Genomic DNA, 14,999 nt, shown 5'->3' with positions numbered 1-14,999 from the left:
CGGTGGAACGGCTCGGGCGCGGAGGGGAAGCGGCGGATCGTGCAGGTGCGGTGGTTGCGGGGTGCGTTGTCAGCGACGGATGGGAGACTTCGGCGGGTACCGCACTCTCCCCCGAGGCCACAGCCGATGACACCCTCTTCGCTACCGAAGCAGACCCCGCCGTCCGGGACGTCCGGGCCGTCCGGGGCGTCCGCGACGTCCGGGCCGTCCGCGAGGGACACGCCGCAGCCCCCGGCACAGGGACCGGCACCGGCGCCGGCACCGGCGGGGGCCTCGCCGCGGCGCCTCGCCGAGCTGCGCGGCGGCCCCGACGTGCCGCAGAAGCACCTCGACGCGCGGGCGCTGGCCGCCCTCGCCGCGAATCCGGGCTGCCACCGCCGGGCGCTGCTGGACGGCGCGGGTGTCGACAAGGGCGCGGTGGCGCAGGCGCTGGGCTCCCCCGCGCCGTTCGGCCAGTCCCAGTTCGCGCTGGTGCGCGGCAACGCGTTCGAGGCGCGCGTGAAGGCGGACGGCGGCGAGGTGCTGCTCGCGCTGCTGTGCGAGCAGATGGGCGAGGCCCGCCCTGAGCCGGAGCAGGTCGTCGTGCCCGACCTGGCCGCCGACGGTCCCGCAGGGCGCGCCGAGCGCACCCGGCTGGCGCTGGCCGAGGTGCCCGACGGCCGCTGGGCCCTGCTCGACCACCCTTGGCTGGCGCTGCGGGTGGCGGGCTCGACCGCCTACCTGGAGCCGGACGCGCTGGCGGTCCATCCGGACGGCTCCCTCAGCATCATCGAGATCAAGTCCTTCCCGATCCTGGACGGCGCGGCCGACGCGGTGAAGGCCGGCGCCGCCGCGCGGCAGGCGGCCGTGTACGCGCTGGCGCTGGAGAAGCAGCCCCGTGCGGTGCGGGAGAGCGCCCTGCTGGTGTGCCCGAAGGACTTCTCCAACCTGCCCACCGCAGGTCTGCTTCCGCTGCGCAAACAGATCGCCGCGACCCGGCGCCAGCTGCGGCGGCTGACCCGGCTGGAGGAGATCGCCGCCGAGCTGCCCGAGGGCGCCCACTTCGCGCCGACGCAGCAGCCGGAGGAACTGGCCGCCGCGGTGGAGTCGGTGCCCGCCACGTACGCGCCGGAGTGCCTGTCCACCTGCGAGCTGGCGTTCCATTGCCGGGACCGGGCGCGCGGCGCGGGCTCGGTGGTCGCGCTGGGCCGCTCGGTGCGGGGCGAGCTGGGTGGTCTGGCCACGGTGCCCGACGTCCTGGCCGCCGCCTCGGGGGACCCGGACAGCGCCGCTTCCCAGGACCCGGCCGCGGCCCTGCTGCGCAGGGCGGCGGCGCTGCGCGCCGAGGCGCTGGAGTCCGCGGCGGAACGCGGCCCGGCACGGGAGGCGGCCGAGACTCCCGCCGTGCGGGACACGGAGGTGCGCTGATGTCGCTGCTGAACGCGCTGGCACGGATGGAGGCCGTCGCCTGCGGGCGTGCGCGGCCGGTGGCGACCGTTCGCCACCGGCATCTGGCCGAGCGCCCACTCGTCCTCGTCCCGCTGACGACGGCCGGTGAGAACGGCGCTCCGCTGGGGGTGATGCTGGGTACGGACCCGGCGGCCCCGGAGATCTTCACCGTTCCCCAGCCGCGCGACCGCGATCTGCGGTTCGCGTTCCTGGACCGGCTGGCCGAGGCGGTGCTGCCGCACCTGGAGTCGTGCCAGGACGAGGTGGAGCTCGTCGAGCGCAAGGAGACCGACCCCGAGACGGGCAAGCGGGTCACGGTGGAGGCCGAGCTGTGCACCGACGCGCCGCAACTGCTGGTGCCCACCGGGCCCGGTGTGGACTTCGTGCGGCTGCTGGGGCGCTCGACGCGGTTCAGGCGCACCGCCGAGGAGGACCCGGAATCCGAGCACCCGGCGCCGCCCCGGCTGCCGCTGCTGGGCCGCTGGCTGAGCCACTACGGTGAGCGCGCCCGGGTGCCGGGCTCCTCGCTGCTGCTGTCCATGACGGGGCTGCTGACCCGGCACTGGGCGACGGGGCAGAGCCATCTGGAGGACCAGCACCTGGGGGCGCTGCTGGCGTGGCTGGCGCCGCCGGACGGGGCGAGTGGGGCCGAGGCGGCGCTCCGCGCGGAGCTGGGCCGGGACACCTCGGGCCAGTTGCTGGTCCCGCCCGCGGGGCCCGCCACCGATCCGGCGTTCGACAACGAGCTGCTGGCTCCGGCACTCACCCGCTACGACCGGGGTGTGCCCGGCGCCGAGGAGGCGGTGCACGAACTCGTGGCGACGCAGCTGCGCCCCACCTGGGAGGCCATGTGGGAGGGCGTCGGGATGCTGCGCACGCTGCCCGAGGCCGAGCACGTGCCCGACAGGTGGCGGCGCGACCGGCAGTCCTACACCCACCACAGGGACCGGCTGCGGGCCGCCGAGCCGCCCCAGCCGCGCAAGGACGACGCGGTCACGGCGGCCCGCAAGCTGGCGATGCGGGAGCAGCGCCAGGCCGAGCTGGAGGCGCAGGAGGCGCTGGACGATCCGCTGGTGATGGCCGTGCGGCGGCTGGCGGGCGAGGCGTTCTCGGCCGAGGTGCTGGAGGTGGAGATGGCCTACTCCGAGGGCAAGCGTCCCTCACCCCGCCCGCTGGTGACGGTGCACACCCAGGACGCGCCGCTGCTGACCGACGGGGACAAGCTGCACCGCAGGCTGCCCGAGGGCGGGCAGCAGCGGGCCGAGCTGGTGGAGATGGCGGGGCCTGGGGAGTTGGTGCTGCGGCTGGTGAACGGGATGGGGCGGGCGAAGGAGCCCGCGCCGGGCACCGTGCCGCAGAAGGGCGATCTGGTGTGCTGGACGCTGTTCGAGCACGCGCCGCGCGGCGGGCCCGGGCTGCCGGAGCCCGAGGAGACCCCCTGGACCCACGGCGGCCCGCCCGGTGAGCCGAGCGCGGAGCGGCCGGACCCGGTGACCTCGGAGGACGTGTTGTGACGACGCTCGTGGAGCAGTCCGGGGCCGCCGCGTCCCCGGCTCAGGCCGCCGCGGCGGCCACCGAGGCGATCCTGGCCGCGGCCGTGGACGGCGCGCACCGTGGCGTGGTGGTGAACTCGCCGCCCGGCGCGGGCAAGTCGACCCTCGTGGTGCGCGCGGCGCGTGAGCTGGCCGCCGCGGGACATCCGCTCATGGTCATCGCGCAGACGAACGCGCAGGTGGACGACCTGGTCGACCGGCTGGCGACGGCCGATGCCGAGCTGCCGATCGGACGGCTGCACAGCAGCGAGCCGAAGCCGTACGATCCGGCGCTGGACCGCCACCCGTCGGTGCGCGCCTCCGCGAAGCCCGCCGACCTCGCCGGGCTGGACGTCGTCGTTTCCACGGCCGCCAAGTGGGCGTGGGTGAGCAGCGAGGAGCGGTGGCGGCACGCGATCGTGGACGAGGCGTACCAGATGCGCTCGGACGCGCTGCTGGCCGTGGCCGGGCTCTTCGAGCGGGCGCTGTTCGTGGGCGACCCCGGGCAGCTGGACCCCTTCAGCCAGGTCGGTGCCGAGCAGTGGGCAGGCCAGGCGCACGACCCGTCGGCCAGCGCCGTGAGCACCCTGCTGGCGCACAATCCCGGGCTGCCCCAGCACCGGCTGCCGGTCTCCTGGCGGCTGCCGCACTCGGCGGCCGAGCTGGTCTCGGAGGCGTTCTACCCGTACACGCCGTTCCGCAGCGGCACGGGCCCCGGCGACCGCCGGCTCGCGTTCGACGCGCCTGCCGACGGCTCGCCCTGGGACGCGGTGCTGGACGAGGCGGCGGCTGCGGGGTGGGGCCTGCTGGAGCTGCCCGCGGCGCGCACACCGCGCACCGATCCGGAGGCCGTGGCGGCGGTGGCCCGCCTCGTGCACCGGATGCTGGAGCGGGAGGGGCGCACGCACGGCGAACGGGACGGGGACGGCGGCGGCACGGTCCTGGGCCCCGAGCGGATCGCCGTGGGCACCGCGCACCGCGACCAGGCGGCGGCGGTCCGCGCGGCCCTGGCCGCGTACGCGGAAGCCGAGGGCGACGGGCGCGCCGCCCGGGTCACCGTGGACACGGCCAACCGGTTGCAGGGCCGGGAGTTCGACGTCACGGTCGTTCTCCACCCGCTGTCCGGGCGGCCGGACGCGACCGAGTTCCATCTGGAGACGGGGCGGCTGTGCGTGCTGGCGTCCCGGCACCGGCACGCGTGCGTGGTGGTGTGCCGCGCGGGCGTCGCCGAACTGCTGGACGACCATCCGGCGACAGAGCCGGTCCAGCTGGGCCCCGCCTCCTTCGCGCCGGACGGCTGGGAGGCCCACCAGGCGGTGCTCTCCCACCTGGCGGAGCACAGGGTTCCGCTCGCCTGACCGGCTGCCTGCTCCCGGGGGCCCGGGGCCCGACTGCGGCTCCCGGGCCTGGGACCGGGCCCGGTCCCAGGCCCGGGACCGGGTCCTCGGCGGACGGCTGCGGACGGCTGCCGGACGGCTGCCGCACGGTTGCGGACGGCTGCCGCACGGTTGCGGACGGCTTGTCCTGGACCCGTGCGGCGGCGGGGGTGCCGGGCGCACAATGGGGGGCGGCCCACGACCTTGGAGGTATGTACATGTCTGAGCCGCACTCGGCTCCGGACCCTTCGCGCTCCTCCGCCGGGGGAAGCGGCGGCGGTCCCCGGTACCGCCGCCCCGCGCCCCTGCTGTTCGAACCGTCCGATGCGGCCCCGGACGACGAGCACTTCTTCGGGCTGGAGTCGCTCACCGACCCCAACGAGCTGCTGGACCGCTCGACGGAGCTTGTGCACGCGTTCCGGGCCGCCGCCGACCGCGCCCAGGAGTACCAGGCCTCGGCCGCGGCGCAGCTCGCCGACCCGCAGCGCTTCGACAAGCTGCCCGACGCCGCCATCGCGGACCGCGGCGGGTGGACCGAGGAGTACGCGCGCAAGATGATCGAGTTCGGTCAGGACCTGCTCAGGAACCGGGTGCCCGGCACGCAGCCGCCGCCTCAGGGCTGAGCCGGCGCTCGGCCGGTGGGCTCCGGTGGGCTCCGGTGGGCTCTGGTGGGTGACGTCGGACGCCGGTGGGCGCGCGACCGTGCAGGTGGGAAGGGTGCAGGTGGGAAGGGTGCCCGCCGGAATTATCGATTTCCGGTTCACCGGATCGGGGTGTTAAGGTCTACGACGTCAGCAGGCGCCGCTAGCTCAGTTGGTTAGAGCAGCTGACTCTTAATCAGCGGGTCCGGGGTTCGAGTCCCTGGCGGCGCACAGACAGATGAAGGCCCTCCGTGAAAGCGGGGGGCCTTCGTCGTCTGAGCGCGGCCCCGGCGCCGGGCGGGGCCGCGCTCAGCCGCGGAGGACGCGGATCTCCCAGTCGCCGTCCGCCGTGCGCCCCGTGACCTCGACACGGACGGCCTCGGCGGGCTCTGCCCAACTCTCCCCCACCCCCAGAGGGGCGTCGGCGAGTTTGCTGCGCACGGAGGTCTGGCGGCAGGCGGAGGTGTCGGGGTGCCCGTCGGCGACCTCGATGGGGCCGTGGGTGGAGGGGGTGTCGCTGCTGACCCGGTAGACCAGCAGGCCCTCGGAGCACGCGTGGCTGTCGTTGCCGGCGCGTTCGCGGACCTCCATGGCCAGGGCGCGGTTCTCACCGGTGCGCAGGACGACGAGGCGGACGCCGTCGGGCCCCGCGGCACGCCGGGAGGGCGCCGCCAGCGCCCGGAGGGTGTAGCGGGCCTGCGGGGGCGCGCCGCCGGTGACGGGCACGCATCTGACATTGGCTCGTTCCAGCCAGCCGAGCTTCCACTTGTGCCAGCCGAAGGGCTCGGGGGCCAGTCCGAACTGGCTGCCCATGAGGTCCCAGTCGCCGACGCGGGTGTCCCAGTCGGCCTTGCCGTCGGCGGGGCGTTGGTAGAGATCGGGCAGGTCGAAGAGGTGACCGGTCTCGTGGGCGAGGACGTTGCGGTCGGGCGGGCTCTGTTCGAACACCGTGACGAGACGGTTCAGCTCGGTCCCGTCTGCGGTGATCGGCTCATCAAGATTGACCACTTTTGTCGCATCGGAGTCCACACCGGGGGCGTCGGGGTCGGCGATGAGGTAGACGACGTCGTAGCGGGCCAGGTCGACGTACGGATCAACGGCCCCCACAGCGTCGTGCAGATAGGAAAGACGCAGGTCAGCGTCCCAGTCGCGCTGGATGCCGTAGGACGCGGCCGGCTTGGGCATCTCGATCCAGCGGTCCACCGGACGCGGACGCAGGCGGAATTTTCCGTAACTCGCCCGCGAAAAGAAGTCGGATGTGGCCGGGAAATGGTCGTTCACAAGCTCTCGAGGGGTGGCCATGGGGGTCGCATCGGGGAAAGAGAGAAAGAGAAGGGCGGCATCGAGCGTCCCTTCGGGGCGCGGATAGGAGGCGTTCCAGGTGTCCAAACCCAACGAGTGGTGCGCTTCGGTGCGTGGCAGCGCGCACGGCGCGCCGGCCGCAACGGCTCGCACGGGCCCGGCGACGAGCCCCACCCCCATGAAGGCGGTCAACGCCATGACGATCGCTCCCACCCGGTGCCGCATGCCGGGGCCCAGCCGTCCGCGCCCGTGGGCCGGACGGCCGCGGGCCGAACTGTTAACACCCCCGGGTACCGACGCAGGCGCCACGTGGAGACCTCACCGGAAAAGGAACGGCGGACCCTCACCACCCTCCCGTCGTATGTCCGGCTCTGCACCGTTTCGGTAGTCCAGTCGAGTCAACCGCAGTATGACTACTCTTCGTAACGCTCGGTCGTTAGCGGTCAGGGGACTGGCAGCACTGGCGCCGAAACGGTCAGCCTCGCACGCACACCCCTCCCCGGCCGCTCCCGTGACCGGCAACGGCAGCGGAGACACTGGCTCCGCTCTTGCACCAACCTCTATGATCGGCACATTTCCAGCGCGGATCCTCCCCTGGGCGGCCTACGGGCAGCCGGCCGACCGATCCGCACGAGACGAGCCCCCCGCGGAGCGATCGGTGAACGGACCCCTCGAAGGACCGGGCAAAGACTCCGGCGAAGCCCTCGTAACGCAACCCCAGACCATCACGGAAAGTAGCCACAAGCGCTGGCGACGGCGCGCACACCACGGGCACAGCGAGAGCGACTTCCGGGCCGCCTTCCACGCGGCGCAGCTGCCGATGGCCATCGTCGACCCCCACGGCCGCGTGCTGACGGCCAACCGCGCGCTGGGCACCCTGCTCGGCGCCGATCCGCAGCGCCTGACCGCACGTCCCCTCGCCGAGCTGGCGGGCCTCGGCCTGGACGGGCGGGTGCGCAGCGCCTACCACGAGGCACTCCAGGGACGCACCGAGCGCATGTCGTGCACCCGCAGGCTCAAGCACGCCGACGGTCACACCCTCTGGGCGGAGATCACCGTGACGCCCACCGCGCACGGCAACGAGGCCCTGCTCTCCATCGCGGACATCAGCGAACGCCGCGACCTGCAGGAGCGGCTGCGCCACCTCCAGATGCACGACCCGGTCACGAGGCTGCCCAACCGCACCCTGTTCTTCGAACGGCTGGCCGGGGCCCTGGCCGACTCGGCGACCGGCAGAACCGGCCTGTGCTATCTCGACCTGGACGGTTTCAAGGCCGTCAACGACACCCTCGGGCACCGCGTGGGGGACAGCCTGCTGGACGCGGTCGCGCAGCGGCTCACCCAGTGCGCCGAGTCCCGCGGCGGCGACGACGGCGGACACCTGGTGGCACGGCTCGGCGGCGACGAGTTCGCGCTGCTCGTCGAATCGTCCACCGGAACCGAACAGGTGACCTCACTCGCCCAGTCGGTGCTCGCCGCGCTCCAGCGCCCGTTCGACCTGGCCGGGCAGCGCCTCGCGGTCTCCGCCAGCATCGGCGTCGTCGAACGCGAGACGGCCGGCACCACCCCCACCGAGCTCATGCAGGCGGCCGACACCACGCTGTACTGGGCCAAGGCCGACGGCAAGGCCCGCTGGACCCTCTTCGATCCCGAGCGCAACGCCCACCGCATGACCCGCCAGGCCCTCTCCTCCACGCTGCGCCGCGCCGTGGAACGCGGCGAGTTCGTGCTGGAGTACCAGCCCATCGTCGGCTTCTGCGACGACGTGCTGCGCGGCGTCGAAGCCCTCGTGCGCTGGCGCCACCCGCAGTTCGGGATGCTGAGCCCCGACCGGTTCATCGGACTGGCCGAGGAGAACGGTGCCATCGTGCCGCTCGGCCGGTGGGTGCTCCAGGAGTCCTGCCGCCAGGCACGGCGCTGGATGCTCGCCCACCCAGGACCGCCGCTGTACGTGAGCGTCAACGTGGCGGTGCGCCAGGTGTGGGACTCCGACCTGGTACGGGACGTCGCCGAGATCCTCCAGGAGACCGGGCTGCCCGCCCACCTGCTCCAACTGGAGCTGACCGAGTCGGCGGTGATGGGCTCGGCCGGACGCCCTCTCCAGGCGCTCCAGGCGCTCTCGGAGATGGGCGTCCACATCGCCATCGACGACTTCGGCACCGGCTACTCCAACCTGGCCTACCTCAGCCGCCTCCCGGTGCGCGCCCTCAAGCTGGACGGCATGTTCGTGCGCGGATTCCGCACCGCCCGGCACCAGAACCCGGCGGACGAGACGATCGTGACGGCCCTGGTGCAGCTGGCGCACAAGCTGGGCCTGACCGTCACCGCCGAGTGCGTGGAGGGCCCGGCGCAGGCCGAGCGGCTGCGCAGGATCGGCTGCGACACCGGCCAGGGCTGGCACTACGCCAAGCCGATGGAGGCCGACCGGATCGCCGAGCTGCTGGCGTGGTCCGTTCAGGCCGCGGGCAGCGCGTAGGCGTCGGCGATCAGCTCCAGGGAGCGGACCCGCGCCTCGGGCGCGTGCGCGTTCGCCGTGAGCATCAGCTCGTCGGCGCCGGTCCGCTTCACCAGCGCGTCCAGCCCCTCGCGCACGGCGTCGGGCGTGCCGTAGGTGACGTTGCCCAGCCAACTGTCGACGAAGTCCCGCTCCACGGGGCTGAACGAGTGAGCCTCCGCCTCCTCCGGGGTCGGGATCAGACCGGGGCGCCCGGTCCGCAGCCGCACCATCGACAGGGCCCCCGTCAGCACCTGGCGGTAGGCCTCCTTCTCGTCGTCGGCGGCCAGCGCCGACGCACCGATCAGCGCGTACGGCTCGTCCAGCACGGCGGAGGGCCGGAAGGTCTCGCGGTACAGGTCCAGCGCGGGCAGCGTGTTGGCGGCCGAGAAGTGGTGCGCGAACGCGAACGGCAGCCCGAGCTGCCCGGCCAGCTGCGCGCTGAACCCGGAGGAGCCCAGCAGCCACACCGGCGGCCGGTGCGCGTCCGCCCTCGCCTCGGCGCCCTGGGCCTGCACAGGCCCGGGTACGGCGTGGATACGGGCGTAGCGGTGCCCTTGGGGGAAGTCGTCGTCCAGGAAGCGGATCAGCTCCGCGAGCTGCTGCGGAAAGTCCTCGGCGCCCTCGCGCAGCCGCTCGGTGCGGCGCAGCGCGGCGGCCGTCGCGCCGTCGGTACCCGGCGCACGGCCCAGGCCCAGGTCGATCCGGCCCGGGGCCAGCGCCTCCAGCGTGCCGAACTGCTCGGCGATGACCAGCGGCGCGTGGTTGGGCAGCATCACACCGCCCGAACCCAGGCGCACGCGGCTCGTGTGTGAGGCCAGGTGCCCCAGGATGACGGCCGGCGAGGAACTGGCCACGCCCGGCATCGAGTGGTGCTCGGCGACCCAGTAGCGGGTGAAGCCGCGGGCGTCCGCCAGCGCCGCCTGCCGGGTCGAGGCCGCCAGCGCGTCGCTCGCCGTATAGCCCTCGCCCACGTTGACCAGGTCGAGGACGGAGAGGGGCACGGGGGCCGAACCCCGCGCCTCACCCCGTATCCCGGGCCCCTGGTGCCCGCTGCCCTGTGCGTCCTCGCCTTGGTGGCCCACGATGGCTCGCCTTCCTCGCGCGTACGGATACGCGGGCCTGACCCGCCCCGAAGGGATAGGGGTGCAGCACCCACGGGCCGGTACAACACCTCGGAAGGCGCCTGTCTTCCCGGGCGGCCCAGCAGGCCGGACCGGCCACGGGCCGACCCCCGACCAGTGAGGGCCAACCCCGACCAGTGAGGGCCGACCCCCGGCCGGTGAGGGCCGACCCCCGGCCGGTGAGGGCCGTCCCCCGACCGGGCCGGGCCGACACCCGGCCGGTGAGGGACCGGTCAGGGCCGGACCCCGGCCGGTGAGGGAGCGGTCAGGCGAAGAGGGCGCCCAGTGCCGGGCAGCGCGCCTTGACGTCCAGCAGGCGCAGGCCCTCCTTCGCCGTCACCTGGTTGGCCGTCAGCACGGGCTTGCCCAGCTCCGCCTCCAGCGCGGGAATGTGGGCCGCGGTGTGCAGGGCGGTGTCCGGCAGCAGCACCGCCTCGGCCTCCGGATGGTCGCCGCCCCTGGCCAGGGCCAGCACCTCCGCCTCGCCCCAGGTGCCCACCTCGGCCGCGGTGATGATGCCGCTGCCGCGCATGGCGACGACCTCGGCCCCGGCCGCCCGCAGGAAACCCCGGAACAGGTCGGCCACGTCCTCCGGATAGGTCGCCGCGATACTGACCCGCTCGAGGCCGAGATCGCGCACCGCATGGGCGAAGGCGAAGGAGGTGCTGGAGGCCGGCAGCCCCGCCGTCTCCCCCAGCTCCCGCACCTGCTCGTGCGCGCCGTCCCAGCCGAAGACGAAGCTCGCGCTGGTGCAGGCCCACACCACGGCCTGGATGCCGTGGCCTTTGACCTCCTCCACCTTCGCGGCGAGCCGGCCGGCGGAGCCCATCTCCAGCAGGGCGTCCACCCGGTGTGCGTCCTCGCCGATGTCGGTGTGCACCAGCGGCAGCCGCACCTCGGTGCCCGCCTCGGCGAGGATCCGCTCCAGCCTCGGATAGTCGTCCTCGGCCGAATAGCCGGGGTAGAGGAATCCGACCGCCGGGGCCGATGCCGCCTGTGCCATCTACGCCTCCTGTGAGAGCTCGCAGCTGTCGCCGCTGTGATGTGGGTGCTGGGGATGACTCCCCGGGCACTGTCAGGCACCCGGGTCTCGTCGGACCACGGGCCCCGTGAGGCCCGGGTCCGGTCAGGTCGCGGGGCAGGTCGAGCCCCTGGCCCGGTCAGGCCGAGGGTTGGGCCCCCGGTCCGGTCAGGCCGGGGGTTGGGCCCCCGGTCCGGTCAGGCCGGGGGTTGGGCGCCGCCGCCCCACTCGTCCGGGTGAAGGGACTGGCCGTAGCCGAGGTCGGCGGGCCCCTCCAGCGGCTCGGCGGGCTCGGTGCCCGCACCCGCGAGCGCGGCCTCCGGCTCGTGCTCCACCGACTGGTCCTCCGGCTCCACCAGGCCGTCCGTCTCGTGCGCGAGCGGCTGGGTGGCGATCGAGGACGTCATGGCGGCAGGACCGCGCCGGGCGACCGGGTCGAGCAGCGCCTGGTAGGGGCCGACCGCCTCCTTGCCGACGGCGCGCAGCGCCGCCCACATGGTCACCTGGTTGGCGGAGAGCACCGGCATCCGCAGCTCGGCCTCCAGCTGCGGGATCACGTCGTAGGTGGGCAGGTTGGTGCAGGAGATGAACAGCGCGTCGGGCGCGTCCACCACCGCTTCCCGCGCCATGTCGACCACGTCCCGGTACGGCACCCGCCAGATGTGCCGGGTCAGCCCCAGGTAGCAGCGGCCGCTGATCCCGATGCCGGCCTCGTCCAGGTAGTCCTCCAGCGAGTCGGTCACCGACTTCGTGTAGGGGGTGACCAGGGCGATCCGCCGGGCGTCGATCTCCCGCAGTGCCTCCAGCAGGGCGCCCGAGGTGGTGAGCGAGGGGATCTCGCCGGCGTCGGCCATGGCCGAGGTCATGGCCCGCTCACCAGCCGTGCCCCCCACGAAACTCCCGGACGTACAGGCGTAGGCCACCACTTCGGGGGCCACGGCACTGAGCGCCCGTACCGCCTCACGGAGCGTCTCGTGCTCGCTGACCAGGCGGGCGAGGTCCAGGCTGACCTCGACGGGGACGAACGGGGTACGGGTCAGATGCAGGGACACGTCGTCCGGCACCCAGCGCCAGAGTTCGCGGTCCAGTGCGAAGTCGAAGGGAGCGACGATTCCCACGCCGCGCTGCGGCAGCGGTCCGCCGAGGAAGGAGACGTCCATTTTCGGGCCCCAAAAGAACGGAGGGGAATGGCTCATGGCCAGAAGGCCCCTGAGTCAAGGGAAGTCAAGGAACCACAAGAACTGCAAAGCCGGTCAGAAGCCGGGACGCCGGGGCAGATGTCTTTGTTGACGAAGGTAGTTTCCGCTCCCTACCGTGGTCAATCCCGCCATCTGAGGCTGGTTCCCGTCCCTCGTCGGCTCACACCTTCAGCCAACCGTCCCTGCGTTTCGAAACGGTTTCCTGCCTATGTCCGAAACCTGCGTTCTTGTCCTCGATGCCGAGCCGCTGCCGCGACTCGACAGGCTGGCGGGGCGCGCACGCGTCGTCCACGCCGACGAGAAGACGCTCGCCGAGCAACTGCCCGCCGCCGACGTCCTGTTGGTCTGGGACTTCCTCTCCGACGCGGTCCGCCACGCGTGGCCGGGCGACGGCCCGCGGCCACGCTGGGTGCACACCCCCAGCGCCGGAGTGGACCGGCTGCTTCCGGAACTGGCCGACGCGCGCGACACCGTCATCACGAATGCCAGAGGCGTCTTCGACCGGCCGATTGCCGAATACGTCCTGGGCCTCGTACTAGCCATGGCCAAGGATTTCCGTGGCACTTGGGAATTGCAACGACAGAGGCGTTGGCGGCACCGGGAGACATTCCGCGTCGGCGGAAGTCGCGCGACGGTCGTCGGTTCGGGGCCGATCGGCCGGGAAATCGGCCGCGCACTCCTGGCACTCGGTGTCAATGTAGACCTCGTCGGCCGGACCGCGCGGGACAACGACCCCGAATTCGGGCACGTCCACGCCACCGCCTCCCTCCCCCACCTCGTCGGCGACGCCGACTGGGTCGTGTGCGTGGCACCGCTGACACCCGAGTCCGCGGGCATGTTCGACACCGCCATGTTTGCGCGCATGAAGCCCGAAGCGCACTTCGTGAACGTCGGCAGGGGCCAGCACGTCGTCGAGGACGACCTGGTCGACGCCCTCCTGGAGCACCGGATCAGGGGAGCGGCCCTCGACGTGTTCGCGGAGGAGCCCCTCCCCGCCGACAGCAGGCTGTGGGACGTCCCCGGGCTGCTCATCTCCCCCCACATGTGCGGCGACACCCTCGGCTGGCGCGACGACCTCGCCGAACAGTTCCTCGACAACTACGACCGCTGGGAGAGGGGCCAACCGCTGCTCAACGTCGTCGACAAGCGCCTCGGCTACGTCCCCACGGCCCCCGCGGCCGCCACTGCGCCTGCCGGACCGGCAGCACCGCAGCCCTGAGCCCCTGCGGGCGCCCCGCCAGGACCCGTCCACGGGCCCGGCGGGGCCCGGCATCGGCGTTGTCGGGGCCCCGCCAGACCGGGGCCCCTCGGTTCGGGCGGCCCGTCGGGGGCCGCCCGGTCTCTCGGGAGGTTTCGTCATGTCCGATCTCACCGCCCTGACCGCGACCCAGCTCGCGGCGGGCTACGAAACGGGGGACTTCTCCCCCACCGAGGTCACCCGGGCGGCGCTGGAGCGCGCGGCGGAGACGCAGGAGCGGGTCAACGCCTTCGTCCGCATCGACCAGGAAGCCGCGCTGCGCCAGGCCGAGGAGTCCACGGACCGGTGGCGCCGCGGTGAGCCGCTGGGCCCCGTCGACGGGGTGCCCGTCACCGTGAAGGACATCCTGCTCCAGCGCGGCGGCCCCACGCTGAAGGGGTCACAGGCCGTCTCCGGCGACGGGCCCTGGGACGAGGACTCGCCCTCGGTCGCCCGGCTGCGCGAGAACGGCGCCGTCTTCCTCGGCAAGACGACGACCCCCGAGTTCGGCTGGAAGGGCGTCACCGACAGCCCCCGCCACGGAGCGACCGGCAACCCGCACGCGCCCGACCGCACGGCGGGCGGCTCCAGCGGCGGCAGCGCGGCTGCCGTGGCGGCCGGTGCGGGGCCGCTCTCGCTCGGCACGGACGGCGGCGGGTCCGTCCGCATCCCCGCCTCCTTCTGCGGCATCTTCGCGCTGAAGCCCACCTACGGGCGCGTGCCGATCTACCCGGCGAGCGCCTTCGGCACCCTCGCGCACGTCGGCCCCATGACGCGGGACGCCGAGGACGCGGCGCTGCTGATGGACGTCATCAGCAGCCCGGACCCGCGCGACTGGTCCCACCTGGGGCCCGTGTTCCACAGCTTCCGCGGCGCGCTCGCGGCCGGCGCCGAGGGGGTGCGGGGGCTGCGCGTCGCCTACTCCCCCGACTTCGGCGGGCGGGTCCGGGTGGCCCCCGACGTCGCGGCAGCCGTGCGCAAGGCCGTGGACCTGCTCGAATCGCTCGGCGCGGTCGTGGAGGAGACCGACCCCCCCTTCACGGACCCCGTCGATTCCTTCCACACCCTGTGGTTCAGCGGCGCCGCACGCGTCACGCAACATTTCAGCCATGATCAGCGGGCGGGGCTGGATCCCGGCCTGCGGGAGATCTGCGAGGACGGCGCGGCGCGCAGCGCGCTCGACTACCTGGCCGCCGTCGACGAGCGCATGGCGCTCGGCGCACACATGGGTGCCTTCCACGGGCGGTACGACCTGCTGGTGACGCCCACCATGCCGCTGACCGCCTTCGCGGCGGGCGTCGAGGTGCCGGAGGGGTCCGGGATGCGGCGGTGGACGGAATGGACGCCCTTCTCCTATCCGTTCAACATGACGCAGCAGCCCGCGGCGTCGGTGCCGTGCGGGGCGGATGAGTGGGGGTTGCCTGTGGGAGTACAACTTGTCGGGGCTCGGCACGCGGATGCCCTCGTGCTGGGTGCTGCGCACGCTCTGTTCGAGAGCGGCATCACCTCCGAGGTCCCCTCCGCCTTGTGACCTCCCCGGGGCTGCGCCCCTGGCCCCCCATGGTCTTCCCCTTCTTTCGTGAGGGTGCCCTCGGCCGTGGTGGGGGCTCCGCCCCCAAACCCCCGGGGCCTCGCCGGCCAGGCG

The 14,999-nt window shown here is 73.6% G+C and carries 11 protein-coding genes and 1 tRNA gene; 8 read left to right on the top strand and 4 right to left on the bottom strand.

Annotated elements, in window-relative coordinates; genetic code table 11:
• Nucleotides 1–126 precede the first annotated feature (126 nt).
• The 5 genes from AB8Z75_RS20735 to AB8Z75_RS20715 all read left to right on the top strand — a co-directional run bounded on the left by AB8Z75_RS20735 (nucleotide 127) and on the right by AB8Z75_RS20715 (nucleotide 5,208).
• On the top strand, nucleotides 127–1,407 hold the full coding sequence (locus tag AB8Z75_RS20735) for a hypothetical protein (protein ID WP_369204137.1): 1,281 nt from the start codon (nucleotides 127–129) through the stop codon (nucleotides 1,405–1,407).
• Nucleotides 1,407–2,942 carry a hypothetical protein gene (locus AB8Z75_RS20730; RefSeq protein WP_369204135.1) on the top strand — a complete coding sequence of 512 codons (1,536 nt, stop codon included), beginning with the start codon at nucleotides 1,407–1,409 and terminating at the stop codon, nucleotides 2,940–2,942. Before AB8Z75_RS20735 ends, AB8Z75_RS20730 begins: the two co-directional genes overlap by 1 nt.
• Nucleotides 2,939–4,318 (top strand): AAA domain-containing protein, encoded by a 1,380-nt coding sequence (locus tag AB8Z75_RS20725; RefSeq protein WP_369204134.1) that lies wholly within the window; start codon nucleotides 2,939–2,941, stop codon nucleotides 4,316–4,318. Before AB8Z75_RS20730 ends, AB8Z75_RS20725 begins: the two co-directional genes overlap by 4 nt.
• Nucleotides 4,319–4,554: 236 nt before the next feature.
• A complete protein-coding gene (locus AB8Z75_RS20720; RefSeq protein WP_369204132.1) occupies nucleotides 4,555–4,959 on the top strand; it encodes a hypothetical protein in 405 nt (134 codons plus the stop codon).
• A 175-nt stretch (nucleotides 4,960–5,134) separates the two neighbouring features.
• A tRNA-Lys gene (locus tag AB8Z75_RS20715) sits at nucleotides 5,135–5,208 on the top strand.
• Nucleotides 5,209–5,286: 78 nt separating this feature from the next.
• Here the strand turns inward: AB8Z75_RS20715 and AB8Z75_RS20710 are convergent.
• Nucleotides 5,287–6,477, bottom strand: coding sequence for a M6 family metalloprotease domain-containing protein (locus AB8Z75_RS20710; RefSeq protein ID WP_369204130.1), 1,191 nt, complete (start codon nucleotides 6,475–6,477; stop codon nucleotides 5,287–5,289).
• A gap of 526 nt (nucleotides 6,478–7,003) precedes the next feature.
• Here AB8Z75_RS20710 and AB8Z75_RS20705 point away from each other — a divergent pair.
• On the top strand, nucleotides 7,004–8,755 hold the full coding sequence (locus AB8Z75_RS20705) for a putative bifunctional diguanylate cyclase/phosphodiesterase (RefSeq protein ID WP_369204141.1): 1,752 nt from the start codon (nucleotides 7,004–7,006) through the stop codon (nucleotides 8,753–8,755).
• On the opposite strand, the gene AB8Z75_RS20700 is transcribed toward AB8Z75_RS20705, so the two are convergent.
• From AB8Z75_RS20700 to AB8Z75_RS20690, 3 genes are all read right to left on the bottom strand, one after another.
• Entirely contained in the window at nucleotides 8,734–9,858 is a 1,125-nt protein-coding gene (locus tag AB8Z75_RS20700) for an LLM class flavin-dependent oxidoreductase (RefSeq protein WP_369204128.1), read from the bottom strand. The two genes, AB8Z75_RS20705 and AB8Z75_RS20700, sit on opposite strands and share 22 nt — an antisense overlap.
• A gap of 304 nt (nucleotides 9,859–10,162) precedes the next feature.
• On the bottom strand, nucleotides 10,163–10,900 hold the full coding sequence (locus AB8Z75_RS20695; RefSeq protein ID WP_369204126.1) for a decarboxylase: 738 nt from the start codon (nucleotides 10,898–10,900) through the stop codon (nucleotides 10,163–10,165).
• Nucleotides 10,901–11,115: 215 nt separating this feature from the next.
• Entirely contained in the window at nucleotides 11,116–12,078 is a 963-nt protein-coding gene (locus AB8Z75_RS20690) for a decarboxylase (protein WP_369204139.1), read from the bottom strand.
• Nucleotides 12,079–12,325: 247 nt separating this feature from the next.
• On the opposite strand from AB8Z75_RS20690, the gene AB8Z75_RS20685 reads away from it, so the two are divergent.
• Together AB8Z75_RS20685 and AB8Z75_RS20680 are read left to right on the top strand one after the other, a co-directional pair.
• Complete coding sequence (locus AB8Z75_RS20685) at nucleotides 12,326–13,336, top strand: D-2-hydroxyacid dehydrogenase (RefSeq protein WP_369204124.1); 1,011 nt, start codon at nucleotides 12,326–12,328, stop codon at nucleotides 13,334–13,336.
• Between the two features lie 139 nt (nucleotides 13,337–13,475).
• On the top strand, nucleotides 13,476–14,885 hold the full coding sequence (locus AB8Z75_RS20680; protein ID WP_369204122.1) for an amidase: 1,410 nt from the start codon (nucleotides 13,476–13,478) through the stop codon (nucleotides 14,883–14,885).
• Nucleotides 14,886–14,999 lie beyond the last annotated feature (114 nt).

It is taken from the genome of Streptomyces sp. PU-14G, from assembly GCF_041028275.1.
GTDB lineage: Bacteria > Actinomycetota > Actinomycetes > Streptomycetales > Streptomycetaceae > Streptomyces.
Note: the sequence above shows the minus strand (reverse complement) of the source record. Positions and strands in the feature narration are given on the sequence as shown.

What these genes read in the sequence shown, in the direction of transcription:
- AB8Z75_RS20710 (WP_369204130.1), bottom strand. Translation starts at nt 6,477, where the DNA reads ATGGCGTTGACCGCCTTCATGGGGGTGGGGCTCGTCGCCGGGCCCGTG.
- AB8Z75_RS20730 (WP_369204135.1), top strand. Translation starts at nt 1,407, where the DNA reads ATGTCGCTGCTGAACGCGCTGGCACGGATGGAGGCCGTCGCCTGCGGG.
- AB8Z75_RS20720 (WP_369204132.1), top strand. Translation starts at nt 4,555, where the DNA reads ATGTCTGAGCCGCACTCGGCTCCGGACCCTTCGCGCTCCTCCGCCGGG.
- AB8Z75_RS20680 (WP_369204122.1), top strand. Translation starts at nt 13,476, where the DNA reads ATGTCCGATCTCACCGCCCTGACCGCGACCCAGCTCGCGGCGGGCTAC.
- AB8Z75_RS20690 (WP_369204139.1), bottom strand. Translation starts at nt 12,078, where the DNA reads ATGGACGTCTCCTTCCTCGGCGGACCGCTGCCGCAGCGCGGCGTGGGA.
- AB8Z75_RS20685 (WP_369204124.1), top strand. Translation starts at nt 12,326, where the DNA reads ATGTCCGAAACCTGCGTTCTTGTCCTCGATGCCGAGCCGCTGCCGCGA.
- AB8Z75_RS20695 (WP_369204126.1), bottom strand. Translation starts at nt 10,900, where the DNA reads ATGGCACAGGCGGCATCGGCCCCGGCGGTCGGATTCCTCTACCCCGGC.
- AB8Z75_RS20735 (WP_369204137.1), top strand. Translation starts at nt 127, where the DNA reads ATGACACCCTCTTCGCTACCGAAGCAGACCCCGCCGTCCGGGACGTCC.